This window comes from Planomonospora alba (assembly GCF_039534085.1).
GTDB lineage: Bacteria > Actinomycetota > Actinomycetes > Streptosporangiales > Streptosporangiaceae > Planomonospora_B > Planomonospora_B alba.
Genome location: NZ_BAAAUT010000023.1, coordinates 88602 through 111992, shown reverse-complemented (window position 1 = coordinate 111992; position 23391 = coordinate 88602). Strand labels below are relative to the sequence as shown.

Sequence of the window (23391 nt, the reverse complement as noted above, 5' to 3'; positions counted from 1 at the left end):
GGCTCCCGGGAGCCGCCGGCGGCCGGGCGGCCTAGTCGCGCAGCCGGGATCTCAGTGCGGCGGTGTCGGCGTCGGTCCAGCCCTGGGCGGCGAGCCAGCCGAGGGGGCCGCCGAAGCGCTCGTCCAGCACCTCGAAGAGCTGCTCCATGTACTGCCGGCGGGGCCGGTGGTCGTCGGCCGGACGGGAGTCGAGGTCGTCGCGGTAGGTGGTGCTGGCCCGCAGCCGGGCCAGGATCTGCTCGATGCGCTCGCCGGTGGCCGCGTAGTCGTCGAAGATGGCCTCCCGGGTGGCCCCGGCGACCTCCAGGGCGAGGGCGCACAGCACGCCCGTGCGGTCCTTGCCCGCCGCGCAGTGCACGATGGCGGCGCCGTCGTCGCGGGCCATGGCGCGCAGGGCCGCCAGCACCGAGTCGGGCCGGTCGCGCAGGTAGCCGTAGTAGAAGCCGGTCACCCGCAGCTCGGCCAGCTTCTCCTCCTCCACCCGCTCCTGCCAGGGCAGGACCCGCTCGGCGTCGATCGTGTCGGCCTCGGCGTCGGTGTGCCTGCCGCCCTCGGCGAAGAGGGTGAGGTGGTGGATGCTCACCTCGGGGACGCGGGTGAGCGGGCCCGGCCCCTCCAGGAAGACCTCCGGGCCGGAGCGCAGATCGACGACGTGGCGGAGCTTGAGGTCGGCGACGAGCCGCTCGACGTCGCGCCCGGTCAGCCCCTGCAGGTTGTCGGAGCGGTAGATCCGGCCGAAGCGCGTGGTCCCGCCGTCCACCGTGGCGAGCCCGCCGAGGTCGCGCACGTTGACGGCGCCTTCCAGATCGATCCATCGCGTGAAGTCGTTCATCACGGGGAGTCTATACAGCCGGATATGGCCACACCGTTAACGTGTGGTACTCACCACCATAAATATTGAAAATAGCCGCTTATCTTCCCAAAACCCCATATCGGCCGCAGGGTGATGAAAAGTGGAATCAGCCGCCGCCCGCCGTGAGGAGGTCATGTGGAACCGCTGATCCGCCCGCCGCGCCCGGTCGTCGACCCCGCCCTGCCCGAACGGGTCTCCGCCCTGCTCCGCGCCGACCCCCGGGTGCTGAGGGCCTCCCGGCGGCCCGGTCCCGTTCCCTCCCGCGCGGCCCCGGATCCGTTCGCCGTGTTCGCCTCCGCCGCGTTCCTGCTGCTGGCCTGGGCGGTCGCCGGACTCAGCGGCCTCCTGTCGGCCGCGGTCATGGCCGGCGTCTTCGCCGCGGGATGCGCGCTGACCGTCGGCTCCGGCTCCCGCCGGGAGCGCCGCCGGTGGCGGGCGGCACGCGAGCACGCCGACAGGTTCGTCGTGCCCGAGGACCTCGACGACGAGTGCGGCGCCCTGCTCCGCCGCGCGCAGGACGCCGCCGAGGCGGTGCTCGGCTCGCACGTCAACCGCGACGGCCTGCTCGACGCGATCGACAACGCGGTGACCCTGCCCGAGCAGGTCTGGCGGATCGCCACCCGGCTGGTCCGGCTCTCGCAGATGCGGGCCGAGCACCGGCGGATCGTGCCGGGCGCGCCCCCGCCCGAGGTGGCGCAGGCCTTCGCCCCCTACGGCGAGGCGCTGGAGACCGCGCTGGCCGCACTGGTGGAGCGGGTCGAGGCGCTGGAGGAGTACGCCGCGCAGGTCCGCAGGGCCGACGCGGTCTACCGCTCCTACCGGCAGCTGGAGGCGCTGGCCGAGCGCGCCCCGCGCTACGAGGAGCTGGTCGCGGAGATCGCCGGGGACGGGGCCGCCCTGCCGCCCCTGGAGCGGCTGACCGATCAGGCCCGGCAGGTCAGGGAGGCGTTCCTGGCGGACATGGAGCGGGCCCGCCGGGCCGGCGGGAACCTGATCGGCACCGAGCGGCCGTGAGGACCCGGCGGCCGGGCCGGGCGCTCCCGGGCCCGGCACCGCCGCACGGCGGTCACTCCCGGGCCCGGCGCAGCAGCTCCAGCGTGCGCCCCATGCCCGAGCGGTTGCCGAGACCGCGGTAGACGTCCTGGGCCCGGGTGAGCGCCTCGACCGCCGCCTGCCGGTCGCCCGCCTCCAGGTGCGCCTCGCCGAGGTGGCGCAGGCACCGGGCCATCCACCACCGGTCGCCCAGCTCCTCGAAGGCGCGCGCGGCGTGCTCGAACGCCTCCGCCGCCTCCCGCGTCCGGCCGGCCCTGGCGTGCACGCGCCCGGCCGACAGCTCCGTCCTGGCCACACCCCAGGAGTCGCCCAGCTTGACCAGCAGGTCGGCGGCCTGCCGTACGTGGCTCAGCTCGGTCAGCCGGTTCGCCGGGTTGCCGACCTCCCCGGCGGCGCGCAGGCACCGGGCGACCTCCCACTCCTCCCCGCGGGCGCGGAACATCTCCGCGGCGCGGTCCAGGCTGAAGCCCGCCCGGGCGAAGTACTCCTGGGCGGCCCGGACCTCGCCCCGGTCGTGCAGGCTCCGCGCGGTGGCGCCGAGCACCTCGCCGTAGGCGCGCAGCGTCTGCGCCTCCGAGTAGCGGTTGCGGTCGCGCTCGAACACCTCCAGCGCCTCCTCCAGGAGCGCGCGGGCCTCCTCGGTCCGGCGCTGGGCGAGCCGGAGCTCGGCCAGGTTGCGCTGGGTCCGCGCCGCCCACCAGCGGTCGCCCTCGTCCTTGAACGCGGCGACCGCGTCGGTGAGGTGCTCCTGGCCCCGGTCGAGGGCGCCGTCGCTGAACAGCGTCATGCCGACCGTGCGCATCGCCCGTGCGGCCCACCACCGCTCGCCGAGCCCGGTGAAGATCTCCAGGGCGCGCTCGGCGTCCCGGCAGGCGTCCTGCCTGCTGCCCTGGCCCCCGGCCACCGCGGCCCGGTCCAGCAGCGCGATGCCCAGCGCCCGCCGGTCGCCCAGGTGCCCGGCGGCCTCGTACACGATCTCGGCCACCGCCCGCCAGTCGGCCCAGTAGGCCCGCAGCGAGTGGCACAGCGAGCAGAAGGCCCGGCCCAGCCCCCAGGCCGCCTCCCACATCTCCATGCTCCGCGCCTGGTTGACCAGCGCGACCAGGGTCAGCCGCTCGGCGTTGAGCCAGTCGGCCGCCGAGACCTCGGCCCGCTCCGTCGTCGCCGGATCGCCCCTGCGTCCGCTGCGGCCCCAGTCCTGCGGCCAGCGGGCCATCGCCGCGGCCTCGGCCCTGCGGCGGTAGCCGGCCAGCACCCGCTCCACGGCCGCCCGGCCGGGACCGTCCGCCTCGTCGGGGGCGGCCGCCTCACGGGCGAAGATCCGGACCAGGTCGTGCAGCCGGTAGCGCATCGTCCCGGCGAAGTCGACACCGGAGCACTCGGCGAGCTGGGCGTCGATGAGCGCCTCCAGCTGGTCGGTGCCGTCCAGCTCGGAGGTGGCGAGCAGCTCTCCGGCGACCCAGCCGGGCACGTCCGGGGCGGTCAGCAGGCTGAAGGCGCGCAGCAGGCGGCGCTGGAGGCCTGTGCAGGCGTCGTAGCTCAACTGGAGCGAGGCGCGCACGCTCTTGTCCAGGCTGGGAGCCAGTTCGAGCTGGTCCAGTCGGCGGCGCTCGTCGCGGAGCCGCCCGGCCAGCTCGCCCAGGGACCAGTTCGGCCGGGTGGCCAGGCGTCCGCCGCAGATGCTGATGGCCAGCGGCAGGCCGTCGCACATGTGCACGATCTCCCGGGCGGACTCCAGGTCCGCCGCGACCCGCTCGCCCCCGGCCAGCCGGGCCAGCAGCTCCACCCCCTGCGCCTCGCCGAACACCGACAGCTGCTTGTCGTAGGTGTTGAGCAGGAACAGCGGGCGCCGGGAGGTGATCATCACCGCGCAGCCGGGCTCGGCCGGGATCAGGTCCTTGACCTGGTCCCCGCCTTCGGCGTTGTCCAGGCCGATCAGGATGCGCCGCCCCTTGGTCCAGGTCAGCCAGAGCTTGCGCAGCTCCTCCAGGCCGCCGGGGTCGGTGGTGAGCCGCACGCCGAGCGCCCGCAGGAAGCCGGTCAGCACCTCCTCCGGCGGGACCGGGGCGCCCACCGCACCGCGCAGGTCGGCGTAGAGCCGCCCGTCGGGGAACCGGCCGGCGACCTCGTGGCCGAACCGCGTCATCAGCACGGACTTGCCCACCCCGCCCCTGCCGTAGAGGGAGACCACCAGCGGGGAGGCGGCTCCGTCCGGGTCGCGCGGGCGGCGGCGCCCGCCGAACACCTCGCGCAGCTCGGCCAGCGACTCGCCGCGGCCGGTGAAGTGCGCGGGGACCGGCGGCCACTGGTCGGGCGGGCGCCAGGAGGCGCCCGCGAGGGCGGCGGCGGGCGAGTGCCGCCGGTCCGCCGTGGCCCAGGTCAGCAGCCCGACCAGGAGCCCGGCGAAGACGGTGATGCCGATCTTGGCCGCGGTGGGCAGCTCCACCGCGTCCAGTGAGGTGGCCAGGATGCTGGCCACCGCGGCGAGGATCCCGGCCGCGGCGGGCGCCGCGAGCGGGACCGCGCCCCTGCGCGGCGGCGCCGGGTGCGGTACGGAGGACGGATCGGCGTCACTGCGGTCGGGCAGAGGTGACGAGCCCGGCATTCACTACCCCCGGAGGAGACGGCGGTCCCCGCACCGCCTATGCGGCCTTCCAAGATTCATTCAACCAGACAGGGGCCCGGTTCACCCCCGGCCCGCCCATACCAACCGGTCGGTACACTGACATGTCATGAAGCGAACCGTTTACGGCCCCGACCACGACGTCTTCCGCGAGTCGGTCCGGGAGTTCATCGCGCGGTCGATCACCCCGCGCGCCGAGGAGTTCATCGAGAACCGCCTGATCGACCGGGAGGTCTGGCTCGAGGCCGGCCGGCAGGGCTTCCTCGGCCTGGAGGTCCCGGAGGAGTACGGCGGGAGCGCGGCCGGGGACTACCGCTTCAACGCGGTGCTGGGCGAGGAGCTGTCCTGGGCCGGCGCAGCCTTCTCCTCCAGTCTCGGCATCCACTACGACGTGGTCGCGCCGTACCTGGTGGAGCTGACCACCGAGGAGCAGAGGAAGCGCTGGCTGCCCCGCTTCTGCTCCGGCGAGATGATCACCGCGATCGGCATGAGCGAGCCGAGCGGGGGCTCCGACCTGGCCGCGCTGCGCACCACCGCGGTCCGCGACGGCTCCGACTGGATCGTCAACGGCTCCAAGACCTTCATCACCAACGGCTACTGCGCCGACCTGGTCGTGGTGGCCGCCCGCACCAGCCCCGAGAAGCGGGCCAAGGGCATCACGCTGTTCGCGGTCGAGACCGGGATGGAGGGCTTCACCCGGGGCCGCAAGCTCGACAAGGTGGGCCAGCCGGAGGCCGACACCGCCGAGCTGTTCTTCGAGAACGTGCGCGTCCCCGCCGAGAACGTGATCGGCGAGGTGGACCGGGGCTTCATCGCGATGATGGAGCGGCTGCCGCAGGAGCGCCTCGGCTCGGCGGTGGCGAACCTCGCGCACGCGGCGTCGGTGCTGGCCGAGACCCTGGCCTACGTCAAGGAGCGCAAGGCCTTCGGCCAGGCCATCGGCTCCTTCCAGCACAACAAGTTCGTCCTGGCCGACCTGGTCACCAAGGTCGAGGTCTCCCAGGCCTTCGTGGACCAGTGCGTCGCGGCGCACGCCGCCGGCGAGCTGAGCGCGGTCGACGCCGCCAAGGCCAAGATGTGGACCTCCGAGGTGCAGGGCCAGGTGCTGGACGCCTGCGTGCAGCTGTTCGGCGGCTACGGCTACATGAAGGAGTACCGCGTCGCCCGCGCCTGGATGGACGCCCGGGTGACCCGCATCTGGGCCGGGTCCAACGAGATCATGCGCGAGATCATCGGCCGCGACCTGGGACTCTGACCTCCCGGGGAGCCCCGGAGCGGGAGGGGGAGCCCCCGTGGCGGGACCGGGGCACGCGGACACTACGGTGTCCGCGTGCTCTCCGTATCCCTGGACACCGTCCGCGTCTTCCTCCACGTGCTGGCCGCCTGCGTCTGGGTCGGCGGCCAGCTGACCCTCGCCTTCCTCGTCCCGGCGCTGCGCGCGACCGGCGAGGGGGTGACCAAGGCCGCGGCCCGCGCGTTCAACCGGGTGGCCTGGCCGGCCTACGCGATCCTGCTCGCCACCGGCGTGTGGAACCTGCTCGACGGGCTCGGCGACGACCCCGCCTACCGGCGCACCCTGGAGGTGAAGGTGGCGGTCGTGGTGGTCTCCGGCGTCGCCGCCTTCCTGCACGCCCGTGCGGCGTCCCGGCGCGGCATCGCCGTGCTCGGCGCGCTCAGCGGCCTGTCCGCGCTGGCCGCGCTCTTCCTCGGCGTGATGCTGGGCTGACGCCCCGCCGGTCCCGCCCGTCTCCGGGCCGCTCGACGAGGCCGGCCGCAAGCGCCTGCGCGGCGCGGCACCCGGCCCGCGGGCCGGGCGGCACGCCGGGTTATCCTCTCTGACCGAGATCACGAACTCTTTCAGTGGATCTCTGGCACGGAGGGTCCGGGGCGCACCCCCGCCCCGGCGTTGCTGGGAGGTGTTCTCGAGTTGGGTTCTCTGATTGATCTTTCGCAGCGTCCCGAGCGGCGGGTCGAGCGGGCCGGCGGACTGCGCATCGCGATGATCGCACCGCCGTGGTACGACGTGCCGCCCCGGGCCTACGGCGGGATCGAGGCCATGCTCGCCGACCTCGTCACCGGCCTGACCCGGCGCGGCCACGAGGTGACGCTCGTCGGCGCCGGCCGATCCGGTGTCCCCGGGCGCTTCCTGCGGACCTACGAGACGGCCCCGTCGGAGCGGATCGGCGAACCGCTGCCCGAGGTGCTGCACGTGGCGCGCGCCCGCCGCCTGCTGGCGGGCACCGGCGCCGACATCGTGCACGACCACTCGCTGGCCGGACCGCTGACCGCGGCCGCCCGCGCCGTCCCGACCGTGGTCACCTGCCACGGCTCGGTCGCCGGCGAGCTGGCCGACTACTACCGGGCGCTGGGCGGCGACGTCTCCCTGGTCGCCATCTCCGACGCCCAGCGGCGCATCGCCCCCGACCTCAACTGGGCCGGGACCGTCCACAACGCGCTGGACGTCTCCACCTTCCCGCTGCGGGAGCGGAAGGAGGACTGGGTGCTCTGGCTCGGCCGGTTCAACATCGACAAGGGGGCGCACCTGGCGATCGACGCCGCCCGCGCGGCGGGACGGCGCATCGTGCTGGCAGGCAAGCTGACCGAGGCGGTGGAGCAGGCCTACTTCGACGAGTACGTCCGGCCCCGGCTCGGCCCGGACGCCGAGTACGTCGGGGAGGCCGACGCCGCCCGCAAGCGCGAGCTGCTGGCCGCGGCCCGCTGCCTGCTCTTCCCCATCCTGTGGGAGGAGCCGTTCGGCATGGTGATGATCGAGGCCATGGCCTGCGGCACACCGGTGGTCGCCCTCGGCCGGGGGTCGGTCCCCGAGGTCGTGGCCGAGGGCCGGACCGGCCTGATCTGCTCCGACCCCGGCGAGCTGCCGGGCGCGATCGAGCGCGCCGGCGCGATCGATCCGCTCGCCTGCCGGCGGCACGTGGAGCGCAGGTTCGACCTCGACGTCATGGCCAGGGGCTACGAGCGCGTCTACCACCGGCTCCTGGCGCAGACCGCCGGGCGCGAGCGCCGCACCGGCTCCGACGCCGGGGCGAAGGCCACCGCCTACAGCGGCCAGGGGGCCTGACACCGCGGGCGTCCCGCCCGCGGCCGCCGCCGGGGGCGCGGCGCCCTCAGCCCCCCGGCGGCCGCCGGTGGCCGGTGCGGGCCCCCTCAGCTCGCCAGCAGCCGCCGGTCCCGGTGCGGGTCGGCGGAGTCCCGGCCCGAGGCGGTGACCGGGTCGCGCGGCCCGGTGATCAGCTCGATCCCCGCGGGCAGGCCCGACACGGTGACGGGCCCGCCGCCGGCGGGCACCTCGACGGTCACCCGGGAGCCCGCCAGGGGCAGGCCGGAGATCCGCAGCTCCCCGAAGCCCTCCGGCAGGGCGGGGGCCAGCCACGCCTTGCCGTACGGCACCCAGGGGTCCAGCCGGAGCAGGCTGCGCAGCAGCTGGACGGGGGCCGCGGCCGCCCACGCCTGCGGGGAGCAGGAGGTGGGGTAGGGCACCGGGTGGGGGAACTCGGAGCGGTCGAACCCGCAGAACAGCTCCGGCAGCCGCCCGCCGAACGCCCGGGCGGCCTCCAGCAGCCCGACGGCGATCCGCTGGGCCTCCTCGACGAAGCCGTAGCGCATCAGGCCCGCCGCGATCAGCGCGTTGTCGTGCGGCCAGACGGAGCCGTTGTGGTAGCTCATCGGGTTGTAGGCGCCCATGGTCGAGGCGAGGGTGCGCACGCCGTACCCGGTGAACATCGCCGGCGACATCAGGTGCTCGGCGACGGAGGCCGCCTTGTCCTCGTCGACGATGCCGGTCCACAGGCAGTGGCCCATGTTGGAGCCGAGCCCGTCGATGGGGCGGCCGGAGCCGTCCAGGCCCATCGCGTAGTAGCCGCGGTCGGCCAGCCAGAACCGCTCGTTGAACGCCTCCCGGATCGCCGCGGCCCGCTCCAGGCAGCGCCGCTCGGTGGCGGCGTCGCCCGCCTCGTGGGCGAAGTGGGCCCGGGCGACGTAGGCGGCGTGCACGTACCCCTGGACCTCGGCCAGGGCGATGGGCGGGCGGGCGATGGACCCGTCGGCGAAGTTGATCCCGTCGAAGGAGTCCTTCCAGCCCTGGTTGACCAGCCCCTGGTCGGTCTTGCGCCGGTACCACAGCAGGCCGTCGGGACCGCCGCAGGTCTCGATCCAGCCGAGGGCGGCGTCGGCGTGCGGGAGCAGCTCCTCGACGGCCTCCGGGTGCAGGCCCCAGCGGCGCAGCTCGCCCAGGAGCATGACGAACAGCGGGGTGGCGTCCACCGACCCGTAGTAGGCGTGGCCGCCGTGCGGCGAGGCTCCGGTCTCCACGCCGAAGCGGAGCTCGTGCATGATCTTGCCGGGTTCCTCCTCGGTGAGGGGGTCGACCCTGCGCCCCTGCAGCCGGGCCAGGCGGCGCAGCGTGCCCAGCGCCAGGGACTGGTCGAGCGGGAGCGCCATCCACGAGGTCAGCAGCGAGTCGCGGCCGAACAGCGTCATGAACCACGGCGCGCCCGCGGCGATCGTGGGCGGGTCCTCCGGATGGTCGGGGTCGAACAGCCGCAGGCTCCCCAGGTCCTGGCGGGAGCGGCGCAGGACCTCCGCCAGGGCGGGGCTGTCGGTGGCGATGTCCGGGCTGAGCCGGGTCCAGTCGGCCAGCCGCCGGGCCGGGGCGGCGTGTTCGAGCGCGTGGTGGGAGGGGAACGAGGCGGAGGACTCCTCCCCCTCGATGATCGGGTTCACCTGGATCGTGGTCCGCCACTCCCCCCGGGCCGGGACGACCACGCGGAAGGTGAGCAGGCCGGGGGTGGCGGTCAGCGCGTCGTCGGGCTCCACCGTGATCCTGGCCCCGCGCGAGCGGTCGGCCGCGAACAGGCGCAGGCCGGACGGGTGCGGGGTCGCCTCGACCTCGCCCGCGTGCCGGACCCGCTCGACCTTCACCTCGAACAGGTCGGCCGCGTCGGTGCCCACGTGCAGGGCGACCACGCATCCGGCCGGCTCCTCCGAGAGGTTGCGCAGCACCAGGTCCTCGCGGAGCCCTCCGCCGACGTAGCGGTCCCGGACCACCAGCAGCGTGCTCTCCGCCTGCCCGGGGCGCGGCCGCGTCCTGCCGAGGAACGTGGCGTGGTACGGCTCGGCGGGGATCACCTGGAGCGCCTCCACCGGCACGTCGTCCACCCGCAGTTCCCAGCGTGACAGCAACCGGGTGTCGGAATGGTAGACCCCCTGCGCCCCGCCGGAGCGGATGTCCCCGTTCGGGCCGCACACGCAGAAGGATCCTCCCTCGACCAGCGTGACCGTGTCGCCCAGCGTCTGCGGCTGGCCCTCGAACGTCCACGCGTTCACCGGCATGTCCTCCTTAGCGGTACTCCTCGTCTTTGCACGTCTTTGGAATGCCCATTACGTTACGCCGCCCGCGCTCCGCGGTGGCGGCGCCGGGGCCGCGCCCGCGTGGAGGCCGGCCGGTGGTCCGCCCGCGAGCATTGTTATGCAAGCGAAAACTTGCCTATACTCGGCCCCGTGGGGGACGCCTCCGAGGCCCCGGCCGACCCCACGCGCAGGGCGACCCCCGGCGGGCTCGCCGAGCGGGACGGGCGGACGCCGTCCGGGATCCGCGCCCGGCCGCCGCGGCACCCCGCCGACCGGCGGCTCGGCACCGACTCCAAGGAGACCCCATGGCCGATCGCAAGCACGGCGTGCCCGCGCCGCCGACCGAGACGACGGTCCGCGGCGCGGACTGGGACGGCGAGGACCTCTCGGGCCAGGTGCACGAACGGGTCGCCTTCATCGGCGTGGACATGACCGAGTCGACCAGCGACGGCGCCCTCTTCTCCGAGTGCTCCTTCCGCGACGTGCGGTTCAACGCCTCCCGGCACACGGGGACGGCGTTCCTGAACTGCACCTTCACCCGGTGCACGTTCTTCGACGCCGCCTTCACCGCGTGCAAGTTCACCGGCAGCGTGTTCGACGCCTGCACCTTCGACCTGCTGAAGGTCGACGGCGGCGACTGGGCGCTCGTCGGACTCCCCGGCGCGCCCCTGGCCGGGGCCTCCTTCACCGACGTGCGCATGCGCGAGGCCGACCTCACCGGCGCCCGCTGCGAGGGGGCGGTCCTGCGGGGGACCGACCTGTCCGGCGCGTGGCTGCACGGCGCCGACCTGTCCCGCTGCGACCTGCGCGGGAGCGACCTGTCGGCGGTGGACCCGCTCGGCGTCAAGCTGAAGGACGCGGTGATCGACGTCCGCCAGGCGGTCACGCTCGCCACGGCGCTCGGCCTCGACGTGCGCGTGGAGTAGGCGGATGCGGCCGGTGTGACGCCGGCGACGGGCCGGGCCGTACGCTCTGGGCATGCGCAACACCCGATACGCACGTTCCGGAATGGTATGCACCGTCGATCACCTGGCGTCGAGGGTCGGGGTCGCGATGCTCGAGCGGGGCGGCTCCGCCGCCGACGCCGCGGTCGCGGCCAACGCCGTGCTGGCCGTCACCTCGCCCCACCTGTGCGGGCTGGGCGGCGACCTGTTCGCGCTCGTGCACGACGGCTCCCCGGTGCCCGCGGCGCTGAACGCCTCCGGACGGGCCGGGTCGGGCGCCGACCCGCAGCGGCTGCGGGCCGAGGGACACGAGCGCATGCCGTTCCACCACGACGTGCGCTCCGTCCCGGTGCCCGGCTGCGCGGACGGCTGGCTGGCCCTGCACGCCCGGTACGGCAGGCTGCCGCTGGCCGACGTGCTCGCCCCGGCGATCGGGTACGCCGAGGGCGGCTTCCCCGTCTCCCCGCTGATGGTGCCCGCCCTGCCGACGGTGGGCCCGCTCTGCGAGGACTTCGCCGCCGCGCGCTCGGCCGGCGACCCGATCCGGCGCCCCGGCGTGGCCCGGGCGCTGAAGGCGCTGACCGGCGGCCGGGAGGGGTTCTACCTCGGCGAGTTCGGCGAGGGGCTGCTCGCGCTCGGCGCCGGGGAGTACACCGAGGACGACCTGGCCCGGCCCGCCGCGGAGTGGACGCGGCCGCTCGGCAGGCGGGTCTTCGGGCACGACGTGTGGACGATGCCGCCGAACTCCCAGGGCTACCTGCTGCTGCTCGCGCTCGCCGTCGCCGAGGGGCTCGACCTGCCCGCCGACCCGGCCGACCCGCTCTGGGCGCACCTGCTCGTCGAGGCGTCCCGGGTCGCCGGTCACGACCGGCCGGAGCTGCTGTTCGACGGCGCCCGCGTCGAGGCGGCGCTGGACTCGGCGGCCGAGCGCCGGGCGATGGTCTCCCGGGACCGGCGGGCCGCGCTGCGCGACCTGGCCGCCCCCGGCGACACCACCTACCTGTGCGCGGTGGACGGCGACGGCATGGGCGTCTCGCTGATCCAGTCCAACGCCGCCGGGTTCGGCAGCCTGCTCTTCGAGCCGCGGACCGGTATCAACCTGCACAACCGGGGCATCGGCTTCTCCCTCGTCCCGGGCCATCCCGCCGAGTACGGCCCCGGCCGCCGCCCCCCGCACACGCTGGTCCCGGCGCTGGTCACCCGCCCGGACGGCTCGCTGCGGGCGGTCACCGGCACCATGGGCGGCGACGGGCAGCCGCAGATCGTGCTGCAGATCCTGACCCGCCTGCTCCTGCACGGCCAGGAGCCCGGCGAGGCCGTGGGGACCCCGCGCTGGCGGCTGGGCACGGGAGGGACCGGCTTCGACACCTGGAACGCCCCCGACGAGGCCGTGGTGGAGCTGGAGGAGGGGGCCCCGTGGGCCGGGGAGGAGCTGGCGCGGCGCGGCCACCCCGTGGCGGCGCTGCCGTACGGCTCGGCGTTCGGCCACGCCCACCTGATCGACGTGCTGCCCTCCGGGATGCTGGCCGGGGCGGCCGACCCCCGCTCCGTCATCGGCGCCGCCGCCGGGTTCTGACGGGACCCGTCAGCGCCGCCGCCGGGTTCCGGCGGAGTCCGCCGGCGGCCCCGCCGGAATCCGGCGGGGACGGCATGAGATCCGACACCTTTGAGATTTTCCGCCAATATGGGGCAAATATCCCTGTATGAGCCAATCACCTCCGGACAGATACGGATTCAGTGACGAGCAGGCCTTCGAGTTCGAGCAGGCGACCAACGACCTCGGCTTCGAGCACCGCATCCTCGCCGACGACCCCCGGCACCGGGACAGCCTCGACGAGCGGCTGCGGCGTGAGGCGCGGGAGCGCGGGCGGACGCCGCGCGGCTCGGACCGGCTGATCGCCCCCGACCAGGGCTTCGGACCGTACGACACGGACCAGGCGTACGCCACCGACGCCGGGGTCGACGACGGCGACCTGTCGGCCGAGGAGCGCGCGGTCCGCGTCGACCCGAGGTACTGAGTCCTCGCCGTCCCCGCCGAGCCGGGCGGCCCGCCGTACCGGGCGGCCCGCCGCTCAGCGGGGCGGATGCGCCGACAGCGCCGCCACCAGGTCCGCGAAGCCGCCGACGACGTGGTCGGCCTCGGCCGCCGCCTCGGGCCGGGCCGCGTGCAGGTATCCCCAGGGGCCGCGGCGGATCAGCGCCGTGCGCATGCCCGCCGCGCGGGCCGGGCGCACGTCGTTGTCGAGCCTGTCCCCCACGTAGAGGATCTCCCCGGGCTCCCTGCCGGAGACCGCGACGACCTTGCCGAAGAACGCCGGGTCGGGCTTGGCCACGCCCCAGCCGTCCGAGGTGTGGATCGCGTCCACCGGCAGGTCCATCGCGGCCAGCGCGTCGTAGGCCTGCGGCGGCTGGTTCCCCGCGATGATCAGCTCGTAGCCGAGGGCGCGCAGGGCCGCCAGGCCGGACCGCACGTCCGGGTAGAGGTCGTCGGCGTCGAAGTTCACCCGGAGCCCGCCGGGGTCGTCCCGCTCCCAGGCCTCCTGCTCGGCCTCCACGTCGAACCCGGGCCTGACGAGCTGGAAGGCCTCGGTGAAGGAGCGGTCGAGCGCGGCCATGCCGCCCAGCACGCCGAGCATGGTGAACCGGGTGACCCCGAGCCGGTCGGCCCAGCGCGACCAGATCCGGGTCTCATCGATCAGGGTCTCCCCCACGTCGAACACCACTGTCCTGATCACGGTGATCTTCCCCTTCGCTCGGCCCACCGCATCCTAGTGCCGCCTCGGGCGGCGTCCGCCCCGGTCCCGGCCGCGCGCTCCACCCGCGCGGGCCCGGCCCGCCGCCGGGGCGGGATGCCCGCCCGCGCGCGCCGGAGGACCCGGCGCGGTGATCGGACGGCAGCGGGCGCCAGCCGCGTTCGACCGACCGACGGCACCGCCCGGGGGCGTCGCCCGCGCTGACGAACAGCGCGGTCAGCAGCGGCACGCCGTGGGCGAGCGCCTGGCGGGGCAGCGGACCGGTCGCCACCAGCGACGCCAGCCCATGGCCGACGGCCCAGCTCTGCGTGGCCAGCTCCAGCGGGTCGACGTCGTCGCGGAAGCGGCCGGCGGCCACGGCCCGTTCGACGCCGTCGACCAGCCGGTGCAGCGTGCCGTCCGCGGCCGCGGCGTCCGCCAGGCCGAACGCGGCGTCGAACATGACCCGGTAGAGGTCGGGGACGGCCAGGGCGTTGGACAGGTAGGCGGCGCCGAGGGCGGCCAGGTCCCGCACCGGGTCAGCCGACGGCGGGACCTCGGCGAGCCGGGCCGCCAGGCGGGTGAACCCCTCCTGCCGCACCGCGCTCCACAGGCCCTCCATGCCGCCGAAGTAGGTGTAGACGGCCATGGTCGAGACACCGGTCCCGGCCACCAGGGAGCGGAGCGTGACCGGCTGCCGGGCGGCGAGCAGCTGCGCGGCGCGGTCGATCAGCAGGGAGCGGACCGCCGGATCCTTCACCCTCACCATGGCACCACAATACATAACGTTGCTATGTTCTGAGGGAGGCCGACCGCCCGCACCGACCCGAGGAGTGGACATGTCCGTGACCCTGATCAACCCCGATGGACTGCCGAAACCCGACGTCTACCGCCAGATGTCGATCGCCAGCGGCTCGAAGCTGGTGTTCCTGGCGGGCCAGGTGGCCCGCGACGCCGAGGGCCGGCGGGTCGGCGAGGGGGATCTGGCCGCCCAGGTCGAGCAGGCCTACCTCAACATCGGCACCGCCCTGGCCGCGGCCGGCGGGTCCTTCGACGACGTGGCCAAGCTGACCGTCTACGTCGTCGACTGGACGCCGGACAAGATGGCGCTGCTGGGCGAGGGCGTCGCGCGGGCGGCCGAGAAGCTGGGCGTCGACCCGGTCAAGCCGATCACCCTGCTGGGCGTCGCGGCCCTGGGAGAACCCGACCTGCTGGTCGAGGTCGAGGCCACCGCGGTCATCGACTGAGCGCCGAACCCCGGGATCCCGGCCCCTCGGGCACCCCGCCGGCCTCCCGCGCCGCCGGGATGCCCGCCCGGCCCCGGGCCCCGCCGTACGGCCGCAGCCTCCGGCCGTACCGCGCGGCCACTCTCCGGTCCGCGGCAAGGGTTACGTCGGAGTTGAGGGTTCTCCTGCATGACCGCCGATTCGCCAGGGAATTCTCCGCGAAAGCCTATACATCAACTTCAATGGAATACTCGAAGGCATGAATTCCGGTAGCAGATCTGGAGCAGTTTCACGCCAGCCCTCATCTGAATCATCTGAATCACCTGGATCATCCGTCTCCCCCCGGCAGGACGCCGGCCCGTCCCTGGCCGGTGCCGCGGGGAGCGGCCCGGCCGGCACCGCGGCGGACGCGGCGGCCCGGCCCGCACCGGCCCGCACCGCCGCCGACAGCCACGACCTCATCCAGGTCCGCGGCGCCCGTGAGAACAATCTCACCGGGATCTCCCTCGACATCCCCAAGCGGCGGCTCACCGTCTTCACCGGGGTCTCCGGCTCCGGCAAGTCCTCTCTGGTGTTCGACACCATCGCCGCGGAGTCGCGGCGGCTGATCAACGAGACCTACACCGCGTTCGTCCAGGGGTTCATGCCGAGCCTCAACCGGCCGGACGTGGACGCGCTGCACAACCTGAGCGCCGCGATCATCGTCGACCAGGAGCGGATGGGCGCCAACGCCCGCTCGACCGTGGGCACCGCCACCGACGCCTACACGATGCTGCGGCTCGTCTTCAGCCGGCTCGGCGTCCCGCACGCCGGCCCGGCCTACGCCTTCAGCTTCAACACCCCGCAGGGCATGTGCCCGGCCTGCGAGGGCCTCGGAAAGATCACCGACATCGACGTCGACGAGCTCGTCGACCGCGACCTGTCGCTCAACGAGGGCGCGATCAAGGCGCCCGGGTTCGGGGTGGACACCTGGTACTGGCAGGTGATGGCGAACTCGGGCTTCTACGACCCGGCGGTCAAGCTGCGGGACTTCACCCCGCAGCAGTGGGAGGACCTCCTGCACAAGCCGACCACCAAGGTGAAGGTCGGCTCCAGCAACCTCACCTACGAGGGTCTCGCCGTCCGGGTGCGCAAGCAGTACCTGGGCAAGGACCGCGAGTCGCTGAAGGGGCAGGCGCGCGCCTTCGCCGACCGGGCGATCAAGCTCCTCCCCTGCTCCGAGTGCGGCGGATCGCGGATCAACGAGGCCGCGCGCTCGTCGAAGATCGACGGCCTGAGCATCGCCGACTGCTCGGCGATGCAGATCAGCGACCTGGCCGTCTTCGTCCGCAAGCTCGACGCCCCCGAGGTCGGGCCCGTCCTGGCGAACCTGCGCGCCACCCTGGACTCCCTGGTGGAGATCGGCCTGGGCTACCTGAGCCTGGACCGGGAGTCTGCCACGCTCTCGGGCGGCGAGTCCCAGCGGGTGAAGATGGTCCGGCACCTCACCTCCAGCCTGACGGACGTGACGTACGTCTTCGACGAGCCGACCGCCGGCCTGCACCCGCACGACATCCGGCGGATGAACGACCTGCTGCTCCAGTTGCGCGACAAGGGCAACACCGTGCTCGTGGTGGAGCACAAGCCGGAGACGATCGAGATCGCCGACCACGTGGTCGACCTCGGCCCCGGCGCGGGCGCCGCGGGCGGGCGGCTCTGCTACGCCGGCGACCTGGCCGGGCTGCGCGCCTCCGGCACGCTCACCGGCCGCTACCTCGACCACCGGGCACGGCTGCGCGAGACCTTCCGGCGCCCCTCCGGGCACCTGCCGATCCGGGGCGCCGACCTGCACAACCTGCAGGGCGTGGACGTCGACGTCCCGCTCGGCGTGCTCACCGTCGTCACCGGCGTCGCCGGGTCCGGAAAGAGCTCGCTCATCCACGGCTACGTCTCCGGGCGCCAGGGCGTGGTGGTGGCCGACCAGTCGCCGATCCGCGGCTCCCGGCGGAGCAACCCGGCCACCTACACCGGCCTGCTCGACCCGATCCGCGCCGCCTTCGCCAAGGCCAACGGGGTCAAGCCCGCACTGTTCAGCGCCAACTCCGAGGGCGCCTGCCCGGCCTGCAAGGGCATCGGCCTGATCTACACCGACCTGGCGATGATGGCCGGGGTGGCGACGGTCTGCGAGGAGTGCGAGGGCCGGCGCTTCACCCCCGAGGTGCTGGCGTACACGCTGCGCGGCAAGGACATCAGCCAGGTGCTGGAGATGCCGGTCGCCGAGGCGTCCGGGTTCTTCACCACCGGTCCGGCCAGGGCGATCCTGGAGCGGCTGGAGGCGGTGGGGCTGGGCTACCTCGGTCTCGGCCAGCCGCTCACCACCCTGTCCGGCGGCGAGCGGCAGCGCCTGAAGCTGGCGGTCAACATGGCGCGCAGCGGCACGGTCTACGTCCTGGACGAGCCGACCACCGGACTGCACCTGGCCGACGTCGACCACCTGCTGGGCCTGCTGGACCGGCTGGTCGACGACGGTAACACGGTCATCGTCATCGAGCACCACCAGGCGGTCATGGCCCACGCCGACTGGATCATCGATCTCGGCCCGGGCGCCGGTCACGACGGCGGCCGGGTCGTCTTCACCGGCACCCCCGCCGAGCTCGTCGCCACCGGCGACTCCCTGACCGCGGTGCACCTGCGCGAGTACGTCAACCGGCCGTAAGCCGGAAACCGGCGGCCCCACCCCCGGCCGCGATGCACCCGCGCGAGTACGTCAACCGGCCGTAAGCCGGAAACCGGCGGCCCCGGCCCGCGCCGGGCCGGGGCCGCCGGTCACGCGGTCACGCCTTCCGGTACGCCTCCGTCCGCGAGCCGGGGCGCGGGTGCACGAGCCCGGCCCGCGCCCGGATGCCGGCCGTGGCCGCGTCCAGTTCCCGCTCGTCGCCGACGGTCACGTTCCCCTCGTAGGTCACGCCGCCGGGCGGGTCGTCGTGCCCGACGGGGTCGGCGTCCCAGAAGTTCCCCCGGTAGACGACGTTCTCCAGCGGCGGCGCCACCGTGAGCACGGCGGTGCTGTCCGCCCGCCGTACCAGGTTGTCCTCCACCGTCAGCCAGGCGGTCCCGTAGTCGGTGTAGAGCCCGAAGTTGTACGGCGTGCGCACGTCCTCCACGACGTTGCCCCGCACCAGCCCCGCGTCGTCCGGCGAGGACCCCTGCGGCCCCGCTCACGTAGACGCCGCCGCCGTCGGCCAGCACCCGCATGGTGTCGGCGACGAGGTTGCGCAGCACGCGGACCCCCGTGCCCGGGCCCGCCACGATGCCGCAGTGCGGCACGTCGGCGACCTCGCTGGACGCGATGACGCACCCGTGCACGCCGCGCACGGAGATCCCGGGCGAGCCGCTGTAGTCGAGCCCGGCGTGGTGCACCCAGGTGTCCTCGATCGTGGCGTCGCGCCCGCCCGAGACGGTGATGCCGCCCCCGGCGAGCGTGTCGAGGTCGCACCCGCGCACGGTGACGCCGTCACCGCCGGACACGCCCAGCCCGTACGCCCCGAGCCGGGTGAACCGGCAGCCCTCGATCTCCACGCCCGCCACGTCCCGGAAGGACACGCAGGCCGGGATCGCCGCCGACCGGGCGGGGTACGTCACCGACGCCCCCTCCCCCAGCACGGCCGTCTCGACGCCGCCGCCCTCGTAGTAGTCGCCGCCGTGGTAGTGCACGAACCCCTCGGGCCGACCGGGGCGCAGCCAGGTGGCGTCGGCGAAGGTCAGCCCCCGGAACGCGAGGTCCCGGGCGCCGGCGGCGCTCAGCAGCGTCTCCAGGACCGGTGCGACGACCGGCGTGCGCTCGGGGTCCTCGCCGGGGCGGGGCAGGTAGAGCAGGACGTGCCGCCCGGGCCGCGAGCGGTCCAGCACGAAGGTCCCGGGCTCGCGGAGGAAGGCGGCGTCGTTCTCGATCCGGGTCGGCAGCCCGGGGCCGTGCGACGTCTGCCCCTCCCAGGTCGAGTTGTACAGTTCGCCGGCCCATCCGTACGCGGGCTGCGCCATGGTGATCACGGTGGATCCGCCGTCCGCGGAGACGCCCGCCACCCCGCAGCGGGCCTCGGTCCACGGATAGACGCCCCGGTAGACGAACTCCACGTCGGCGGGGCTGCGCCACTCCCGGGGCTCCGGGCTGCCGGTGACGTATCCCGTGCCGGTCGCGCGCGCCTCGCCGGGCAGTCCCGCGATGTGCGCCCGTTCGGCGCGGCGGCCGTCCACGTAGAGCTGGCGGGTGTCGAGACCGCCCACGTCGGCGGTCCACACGCCGTCCCGCACCCGCCACCCGGTGATCCGGCGGCCCCCGCTCACCACGACCTCCTCCTGTCCGGGGGTGCCGTAGCCGTACGCCTGGTAGGCGACCCCGGAGGCTGTGGTCGGCCGGCGGCTGGGACGCCCCGGAGGACTCCTTCGAGTTCGGCCTGCGCCGCCTGCTGGACGGCATCGCGGTCCTCGTCGCCCAGCGTGATGAAACCCGTGACGAAACTCGGACCTGTGAGGAGTGCGGCAGTCCGCTGGAGCCGTCGCCGTCCGGCCGCCCCCGCGTCTACTGCTCCCCCGCCTGCCGCCAGCGCGCGTACCGCAGGCGCGGCTAGCGCCGCAGCGAGACGCCCAGGTCCACGGCCTCGATCGCCTTGCGGATGCGCTTGTCGGAGATCGAGTACGGCGTGCCGAGCGTCTGCGCGAAGTAGCTCACCCGCAGTTCCTCGATCATCCAGCGGATCTTCTGCACGTCCTCGTCCCGGCGCCGGGCCGGGGGCAGCTTCTCCAGCAGGTCGTGGTACTCGTCCTCGACGTCGTGCACCTGGTGCATGCGCTGCTCGTCGCGGTAGGGGTCCTCGGGGAGCTTCTCCAGGCGCCGCTCGGCCGCCTTCAGGTAGCGGAGCAGGTCGGCCAGGCGGCCGTACCCGGTGGCGGTGACGAAACCCGGGTAGACGAGGGCCGCCACCTGGTCGCGGACGTCCTCCACGGCGGGGGTGGAGCGGGTCCCCTCCAGCCGGACGCAGACGGCGTGCCAGACCGCCAGGACGCTCTCGACCCTGGCGACGACCTCCTCGGTGGTGTCGAACAGCTCGGCGCGGACCGCCTCGCGCAGCGCGGCGAAGCCCGCCTCGTCCCAGACCGGCCCCCCGTTCTCGGCGATCAGCTTGTCTGCGGCGCAGGCGACGCAGTCGTCGAACAGCGCCACGGCGCCGGCGTGCGGGCTCCGGCTCAGCGTCAGCTTGGCCTGGTTGCCCAGCCTGCCGAGGATCTGCTTGGCCGGGGAGGGGATGTTCAGCAGCAGCAGCCTGCGGGTGCCCTCCCACATGGCGCGGCGCTGCTCGGCCTCGGTCTCGAACAGCCGCACGGCCACGCTGGAGCCCTCGTCGGCCAGCGCCGGGTATGCCTTCATCTTGCGCTGCTCGAAGGTCTTCGGCAGCTCGCCGAGGCTCCAGTCGGTCAGGCCCGCCCGCTCCATGCCGGCGGCCTTGGTGAGGGTCTGCCGGAGCCGGGGGGCCAGGCGCCGCTTGAGCTCCGCCAGGTCCTTGCTCTCGGCGAGCTTCTTCTTCCGGCCGTCGACCACCCGGAAGGTGATCTTCAGGTGGTCGGGGACCTGGTCGAGCTGCCAGGCCTCGCGCGGCACCTGGATCCCGGTCAGGTGCAGCAGCTCGCGCTCCAGCACCGCCAGCAGCGGCTCCCGGGTGGGTTCGGCCCGCGCCAGGACCTGCTTGGCGTAGTTGGGGGCGGGCACGAAGTTGCGCCGGAGGTTCTTGGGCAGGGAGCGGATCAGCGCGGTGAGCAGCTCCTCGCGCAGGCCGGGGATCTGCCAGTCGAAGCCGTCGGGGTTGACCTGGTTGAGCAGGGAGAGCGGGATGTGCGCGGTGACGCCGTCGGCGTCCGCGCCGGGCTCGAACTGGTAGGTCAGCGGGAAGCGCAGGCCGCCCTGGCGCCAGACGTCGGGGTAGTCGCGCTGGCTGACGTCCCCGGCCGCCTCGCTGATCAGCATCGACTTCTCGAAGTTGAGCAGGTCGGGGTCGGCCTGCCTGGCCTTCTTCCACCAGGAGTCGAAGTGCCGGCCGGAGACGACCTCCTGCCCGACCCGCTGGTCGTAGAAGTCGAAGAGGGTCTCGTCGTCGACGAGGATGTCGCGCCGGCGGGCGCGCTCCTCCAGCTCCCCGACCTCCTCCAGCAGCCTGCGGTTGGCGGCGAAGAAGGCGTGGTGGGTCTCCCAGTCGCCCTCGACCAGGGCGTGCCGGATGAACAGCTCGCGGCTCAGCTCGGGGTCGATGCGGCCGTAGTTGACCTTCCGCTGGGCCACGATCGGCACGCCGTACAGGGTGACCTTCTCGTAGCCGATGACAGCGGCCTGCTTCTTCTCCCAGTGCGGCTCGGAGTAGGTGCGCTTGACCAGGTGGCCGGCGAGCGGCTCGATCCACTCCGGCTCGATCCTGGCGTTGACCCGGGCCCAGAGCCGGGAGGTCTCCACCAGCTCGGCGGACATCACCCACAGCGGCTGCTTCTTCGCCAGCGCCGAGCCGGGGAAGATCGCGAAGCGGGCGCCGCGGGCGCCGACGTACTCGGTGACGGGGCGGCGCGGGCCGTCGGAGGCGGTCTTCTTGTCGATGTCCTTGACGCCGACGTGGGAGAGCAGGCCGGACAGCAGGGAGATGTGGATCTTCTGCGGGTCGCCGGGCACGCTGTTCAGCGTGACGCCGAGGGACTTCGACATCTGGCGGAGCTGGCTGTAGACGTCCTGCCACTCGCGCACCCGCAGGTAGTTGAGGAACTCCGCCCGGCACAGCCGCCGGAACGCGCTGGACGACAGCTCCTTCTGCCGCTCCTGCAGGTGGTTCCAGAGGTTGAGGTAGGTCAGGAAGTCCGACTCGGGCTCCGCGAAGCGGCGGTGCATCTCGTCGGCGGCCTGCTGCTTGTCGGCCGGGCGCTCGCGCGGGTCCTGGATGGACAGCGCGGCGGCGATGATCATCACCTCGCGCACACAGCCGTTGCGGTCGGCCTCCAGCACCATGCGGGCCAGGCGCGGGTCGACCGGCAGGCCGGCGAGCTTGCGGCCGAGCGGGGTGATGCGCTTGTCCGCGTCGAACGCGCCGAGCTCGACCAGCAGGTCGAAGCCGTCCTTGACCTGGCGCCGGTCCGGCGGCTCGACGAACGGGAAGGCGTCGATGTCGCCCAGGCCGATGGAGGTCATCTGCAGGATGACCGAGGCGAGGTTGGTGCGCAGGATCTCCGGGTCGGTGAACTCCGGCCGGGAGAGGAAGTCCTCCTCGCTGTAGAGGCGGATGCACACGCCCTCGGAGACGCGGCCGCAGCGGCCCTTGCGCTGGTTGGCCGAGGCCTGCGAGATCGGCTCGATGGGCAGGCGCTGGACCTTGGTCCGGTGGCTGTAGCGGGAGATGCGGGCGAAGCCGGTGTCCACCACGTACTTGATGCCGGGGACGGTCAGCGAGGTCTCGGCCACGTTGGTGGACAGCACGACCCGGCGGCCGGAGTGCCGCTGGAAGACCCTGTGCTGCTCGGCGGCCGACAGCCGCGCGTACAGCGGGAGGACCTCGATGTCGGAGCGTTTGGACAGCGCGTCGGCGGTGTCGCGGATCTCCCGCTCGCCGCTGAGGAAGACCAGGATGTCGCCGGGCCCCTCCGCGCACAGCTCGTCCACCGCGTCGCCGATGGCCTGGATCTGGTCGTCGTCCTCCTCGACCGGCCGGTAGCGGACCTCGACCGGGTAGGTCCGGCCGGAGACCTCCACGATCGGCGCGTCGCCGAAGTGCCGGGAGAAACGCTCCGGGTCGATGGTCGCCGAGGTGATGATCACCTTCAGGTCGGGACGCTTCGGCAGGAGCTGCTTGAGGTAGCCGAGGATGAAGTCGATGTTGAGGCTGCGCTCGTGCGCCTCGTCAATGATCAAGGTGTCGTACTGGGCGAGGTCGCGGTCGCCCTGCAGCTCGGCCAGGAGGATGCCGTCCGTCATGACCTTGACGAGCGTGCCGTCGCTCACCTGGTCGGTGAAGCGCACCTTGTAGCCGACCGCCTCGCCGAGCTGGGTGCCCAGCTCCTCGGCCACGCGCTCGGCCACGGTCCGGGCGGCGATCCGGCGGGGCTGGGTGTGCCCGATCAGCCCCTTGACGCCCCGGCCCAGCTCCAGGCAGATCTTCGGCAGCTGGGTGGTCTTGCCCGAGCCGGTCTCACCGGCGACGATCACGACCTGGTGGTCGCGGATCGCCTCCAGGATGTCGTCCCTGCGCCGGCTGACCGGGAGCGACTCCGGATAGGTCACCTCCGGCACGCCCGCCCGCCGTACGGCGATGCGCCGCTCGGCCCGCTCGATGTCGGCGGCGATCTCGGCGGCGATCTTCTCCTGCGCGGCGCGGTTCTTGACCTTGCGGGCGCCGTCGAGCCGCCGGCCCAGCCGCCGCTGGTCGCGGAGCGTCAGCTCGGGCAGGCGGGCGCGGAGGTCGGCGAGCGGCGATGTCACAGGAGACGTTCCCATATGCGAAGAGGATACTTTCGGCCCTTACGTCAGGAGCCAACCGCCCATGGTGCCTGACGTGTTCCCCCGGCGCATCCCAATAAGGGCGGAGTCCGC

At 73.8% G+C, this 23391-nt stretch carries 16 protein-coding genes; 9 read left to right on the top strand and 7 right to left on the bottom strand.

Annotated elements, in window-relative coordinates:
- Positions 1-31: 31 nt before the first annotated feature.
- The gene (locus ABD823_RS15945) at positions 32-832 is read right to left on the bottom strand and encodes a tyrosine-protein phosphatase (protein ID WP_344860235.1); all 801 of its coding nucleotides are present in this window, start codon (positions 830-832) and stop codon (positions 32-34) included.
- Positions 833-988: 156 nt separating this feature from the next.
- Here ABD823_RS15945 and ABD823_RS15940 point away from each other — a divergent pair, with 156 nt between their 5' ends.
- Entirely contained in the window at positions 989-1867 is an 879-nt protein-coding gene (locus ABD823_RS15940) for a hypothetical protein (protein WP_344860233.1), read from the top strand.
- A 52-nt stretch (positions 1868-1919) separates the two neighbouring features.
- Here the strand turns inward: ABD823_RS15940 and ABD823_RS15935 are convergent, their stop codons facing one another.
- Positions 1920-4385: an ATP-binding protein gene (locus ABD823_RS15935; protein ID WP_344860231.1), complete on the bottom strand. Its 2466-nt coding sequence runs from the start codon at positions 4383-4385 to the stop codon at positions 1920-1922.
- A 253-nt stretch (positions 4386-4638) separates the two neighbouring features.
- On the opposite strand from ABD823_RS15935, the gene ABD823_RS15930 reads away from it, so the two are divergent.
- The 3 genes from ABD823_RS15930 (at position 4639) to ABD823_RS15920 (ending at position 7608) form a co-directional block, all read left to right on the top strand.
- Positions 4639-5784: an acyl-CoA dehydrogenase family protein gene (locus tag ABD823_RS15930; RefSeq protein WP_344860228.1), complete on the top strand. Its 1146-nt coding sequence runs from the start codon at positions 4639-4641 to the stop codon at positions 5782-5784.
- Between the two features lie 75 nt (positions 5785-5859).
- Positions 5860-6255 (top strand): hypothetical protein, encoded by a 396-nt coding sequence (locus ABD823_RS15925; protein ID WP_344860226.1) that lies wholly within the window; start codon positions 5860-5862, stop codon positions 6253-6255.
- Positions 6256-6456: 201 nt separating this feature from the next.
- A complete protein-coding gene (locus ABD823_RS15920) occupies positions 6457-7608 on the top strand; it encodes a glycosyltransferase family 4 protein (protein ID WP_344860224.1) in 1152 nt (383 codons plus the stop codon).
- Positions 7609-7694: 86 nt separating this feature from the next.
- Here ABD823_RS15920 and ABD823_RS15915 read toward each other — a convergent pair whose 3' ends face one another.
- Complete coding sequence (locus ABD823_RS15915) at positions 7695-9878, bottom strand: amylo-alpha-1,6-glucosidase (protein WP_344860222.1); 2184 nt, start codon at positions 9876-9878, stop codon at positions 7695-7697.
- 323 nt (positions 9879-10201) lie between these two features.
- Here ABD823_RS15915 and ABD823_RS15910 point away from each other — a divergent pair, with 323 nt between their 5' ends.
- The 3 genes from ABD823_RS15910 to ABD823_RS15900 all read left to right on the top strand — a co-directional run bounded on the left by ABD823_RS15910 (position 10202) and on the right by ABD823_RS15900 (position 12858).
- On the top strand, positions 10202-10822 hold the full coding sequence (locus ABD823_RS15910) for a pentapeptide repeat-containing protein (RefSeq protein ID WP_344860220.1): 621 nt from the start codon (positions 10202-10204) through the stop codon (positions 10820-10822).
- A gap of 52 nt (positions 10823-10874) precedes the next feature.
- Complete coding sequence (locus ABD823_RS15905) at positions 10875-12416, top strand: gamma-glutamyltransferase family protein (protein WP_344860219.1); 1542 nt, start codon at positions 10875-10877, stop codon at positions 12414-12416.
- Positions 12417-12543: 127 nt separating this feature from the next.
- A complete protein-coding gene (locus tag ABD823_RS15900; RefSeq protein ID WP_344860218.1) occupies positions 12544-12858 on the top strand; it encodes a DUF5709 domain-containing protein in 315 nt (104 codons plus the stop codon).
- A 54-nt stretch (positions 12859-12912) separates the two neighbouring features.
- Here ABD823_RS15900 and ABD823_RS15895 read toward each other — a convergent pair whose 3' ends face one another.
- Both ABD823_RS15895 and ABD823_RS15890 read right to left on the bottom strand, forming a co-directional pair.
- The gene (locus ABD823_RS15895) at positions 12913-13575 is read right to left on the bottom strand and encodes an HAD family hydrolase (RefSeq protein ID WP_344860217.1); all 663 of its coding nucleotides are present in this window, start codon (positions 13573-13575) and stop codon (positions 12913-12915) included.
- Positions 13529-14341: a TetR/AcrR family transcriptional regulator gene (locus ABD823_RS15890; RefSeq protein ID WP_344860216.1), complete on the bottom strand. Its 813-nt coding sequence runs from the start codon at positions 14339-14341 to the stop codon at positions 13529-13531. Before ABD823_RS15890 ends, ABD823_RS15895 begins: the two co-directional genes overlap by 47 nt.
- A gap of 70 nt (positions 14342-14411) precedes the next feature.
- Between ABD823_RS15890 and ABD823_RS15885 the strand changes: the two genes are divergently transcribed.
- Both ABD823_RS15885 and ABD823_RS15880 read left to right on the top strand, forming a co-directional pair.
- Positions 14412-14819 carry a RidA family protein gene (locus ABD823_RS15885; RefSeq protein WP_344860215.1) on the top strand — a complete coding sequence of 136 codons (408 nt, stop codon included), beginning with the start codon at positions 14412-14414 and terminating at the stop codon, positions 14817-14819.
- A gap of 238 nt (positions 14820-15057) precedes the next feature.
- Positions 15058-17493, top strand: a complete 2436-nt coding sequence (locus ABD823_RS15880; RefSeq protein ID WP_344860213.1) for an ATP-binding cassette domain-containing protein — start codon at positions 15058-15060, stop codon at positions 17491-17493.
- A 110-nt stretch (positions 17494-17603) separates the two neighbouring features.
- On the opposite strand, the gene ABD823_RS15875 is transcribed toward ABD823_RS15880, so the two are convergent.
- On the bottom strand, positions 17604-19121 hold the full coding sequence (locus tag ABD823_RS15875) for a right-handed parallel beta-helix repeat-containing protein (protein ID WP_344860210.1): 1518 nt from the start codon (positions 19119-19121) through the stop codon (positions 17604-17606).
- A 280-nt stretch (positions 19122-19401) separates the two neighbouring features.
- On the bottom strand, positions 19402-23295 hold the full coding sequence (gene hrpA, locus ABD823_RS15870; protein ID WP_344860208.1) for an ATP-dependent RNA helicase HrpA: 3894 nt from the start codon (positions 23293-23295) through the stop codon (positions 19402-19404).
- Positions 23296-23391 lie beyond the last annotated feature (96 nt).

Bases quoted from the DNA above. Each gene is read 5' to 3' on its own strand.
- ABD823_RS15885 (WP_344860215.1), top strand. From the start codon at position 14,412: ATGTCCGTGACCCTGATCAACCCCGATGGACTGCCGAAACCCGACGTC.
- ABD823_RS15905 (WP_344860219.1), top strand. From the start codon at position 10,875: ATGCGCAACACCCGATACGCACGTTCCGGAATGGTATGCACCGTCGAT.
- ABD823_RS15915 (WP_344860222.1), bottom strand. From the start codon at position 9,878: ATGCCGGTGAACGCGTGGACGTTCGAGGGCCAGCCGCAGACGCTGGGC.
- ABD823_RS15910 (WP_344860220.1), top strand. From the start codon at position 10,202: ATGGCCGATCGCAAGCACGGCGTGCCCGCGCCGCCGACCGAGACGACG.
- ABD823_RS15890 (WP_344860216.1), bottom strand. From the start codon at position 14,341: ATGGTGAGGGTGAAGGATCCGGCGGTCCGCTCCCTGCTGATCGACCGC.
- hrpA (WP_344860208.1), bottom strand. From the start codon at position 23,295: ATGGGAACGTCTCCTGTGACATCGCCGCTCGCCGACCTCCGCGCCCGC.
- ABD823_RS15900 (WP_344860218.1), top strand. From the start codon at position 12,544: ATGAGCCAATCACCTCCGGACAGATACGGATTCAGTGACGAGCAGGCC.
- ABD823_RS15945 (WP_344860235.1), bottom strand. From the start codon at position 832: ATGAACGACTTCACGCGATGGATCGATCTGGAAGGCGCCGTCAACGTG.
- ABD823_RS15880 (WP_344860213.1), top strand. From the start codon at position 15,058: ATGAATTCCGGTAGCAGATCTGGAGCAGTTTCACGCCAGCCCTCATCT.
- ABD823_RS15930 (WP_344860228.1), top strand. From the start codon at position 4,639: ATGAAGCGAACCGTTTACGGCCCCGACCACGACGTCTTCCGCGAGTCG.